The organism is Streptomyces prasinopilosus (assembly GCF_001419695.1).
Classification (GTDB): Bacteria; Actinomycetota; Actinomycetes; order Streptomycetales; family Streptomycetaceae; genus Streptomyces; species Streptomyces prasinopilosus.
The window spans coordinates 1-1,922 of sequence record NZ_LIRG01000986.1; the positions used below are offsets into that span (position 1 = coordinate 1).

The 1,922-nt window shown below is 73.3% G+C and carries 2 protein-coding genes; one reads left to right on the top strand and one right to left on the bottom strand.

What is annotated here, in order from left to right; all coding sequences use genetic code 11:
• A partial coding sequence (locus AOK18_RS29370) for an NAD-dependent succinate-semialdehyde dehydrogenase (protein ID WP_055696280.1) occupies positions 1–1,278 on the top strand: 1,278 nt, incomplete at its 5' end.
• A 9-nt stretch (positions 1,279–1,287) separates the two neighbouring features.
• Here AOK18_RS29370 and AOK18_RS35270 read toward each other — a convergent pair.
• A partial coding sequence (locus tag AOK18_RS35270; RefSeq protein ID WP_338119149.1) for a lamin tail domain-containing protein occupies positions 1,288–1,922 on the bottom strand: 635 nt, incomplete at its 5' end.

Genomic DNA, 1,922 nt, shown 5'->3' on the forward strand with positions numbered 1-1,922 from the left:
GACGCCGAGGTCGAGGCGGCGCTGACCGCCGCCGCCCACGCGGCCGCCACCTGGGGCCGCGGGAGCACCGTGGCCGAGCGCGCGGCGCTGCTGCGCAGGCTCGGCGATCTGCACCAGGAGCACGGCGAGGAGCTGGCGGCGAGCATCGTGCGCGAGATGGGCAAGCCGCTCGCGGAGGCCGAGGGCGAGGTCGGCTTCTGCGCCGACATCTACCACTACTACGCCGACCACGCCGAGGAGTTCCTCGCCGACGAACCGCTCGACGTCACCTCCGGCCCCGGCACCGCCGTCGTGCGGCGCAGCCCGCTGGGCGTGCTGCTGGGCATCATGCCGTGGAACTTCCCTGCCTACCAGGTGGCCCGGTTCGCCGCCCCGAACCTCGCCATCGGCAACACCGTCGTGCTCAAGCACGCCCCGCAGTGCCCGGCCACCGCGGCGCTGCTGGAGCGGCTGTTCACGAAGGCGGGCTTCCCCGAGGGCGCGTACGTCAACGTGTACGCGACCAACGAGCAGATCGCCGACGTGATCGCCGACCCGCGCGTGCAGGGCGTCTCGCTCACCGGCTCGGAGCGGGCCGGATCGGCCGTCGCGGAGATCGCCGGGCGCCACCTGAAGAAGGTCGTGCTGGAACTGGGTGGCTCCGACCCGTTCATCGTGCTGTCCACGGACGACCTGGACGCGGTCGTCGACTCCGCGGTCGCCGCGCGCCTCGACAACACGGGCCAGGCGTGCAACGCGGCCAAGCGGTTCGTCGTCGTCCGGGACCTCTACGACGCGTTCGTGGAGAAGTTCACCGCCCGCCTGCTGGCCGGCGCGACCGGCGCGCCCCTGTCCTCGGTGGCGGCGGCCGAGAACCTGGGCCGCCAGGTGGACGCGGCGGTCGCCGAGGGCGCCACGCTGCACACCGAGGGCGAGCGTCACGGCGCGTACTTCCCGGCCGGCGTCCTCACCGGTCTCACCACCGACCACGCGGCGGCCCGCCAGGAGCTCTTCGGCCCGGTCGCCATGGTCTTCCCGGCGGCCGACGAGGACGACGCCGTGCGCATCGCCAACGACACGCCCTACGGCCTCGGCTCCTACCTCTTCACCACGGACCCCGCCCAGGCCGAGCGCGTCGCCGACCGCATCGAGGCCGGCATGGTCTTCGTCAACGGGGTCGGTGCCGAGGGCGCGGAACTCCCCTTCGGCGGCATCAAGCGCTCCGGCTTCGGCCGCGAACTCGGCCGGCCGGGCACCGAGGAGTTCGTCAACAAGAAGCTCATCCGCACGGTGGCGTAGCCCCCGCCGTCAGGCACGGTCCCAGGCCCGCGGCGGGCAGCCGGGCCGGAGGGAAACGCCCGAGGGCGTGTCACGGCCGGTTGCCGTGACACGCCCTCGGGACGGTGGGTCAGCGCTGGCGGTCACCGCGGTCACCGCGGTCGCGGTCGTTACCGCGGTTGTCACCGCGGTCGTTGCCCCGGTTGTCACCGCGGTCGCGGTCGCGGTTGTCGCCGCGGTCGCGGTTGTCGCCGCGGTCGCGGTCCGGCCCCAGCTCTCGGTGTCGACGACCGCACCACGGCGGTTCGTCAGGGTGGCCCGGTCGGAGCGGTTGTCCCAGAGGTGCTCGCGGCGGTCCTGGTAGACGTCGTGGCGGGTGTCACGGCCGAATCCGGTGTGCACCGTGACCGTCGAGCGGCCGTTCAACCGCAGGTGGCGGAAGGTGTACCTGTCCCCCTCGCTGTTGCGCAGGGTCCAGCCCCTCAGGTCGACGCTCTGGCGGGACCGGTTGGTGATGTTCACCCACTCGCCGTTCAGCGAACGGTTGCTGCGGTTGTCCGGGCCGGGAGCGTTGTACTGGACGTCGCTGATGACGACCCGCTGGCGGTCGGGGTCCCTGTCCTGGTCGGCGGACGCCGGCAGGGCGGCGGCCGCCACGAGGGAAC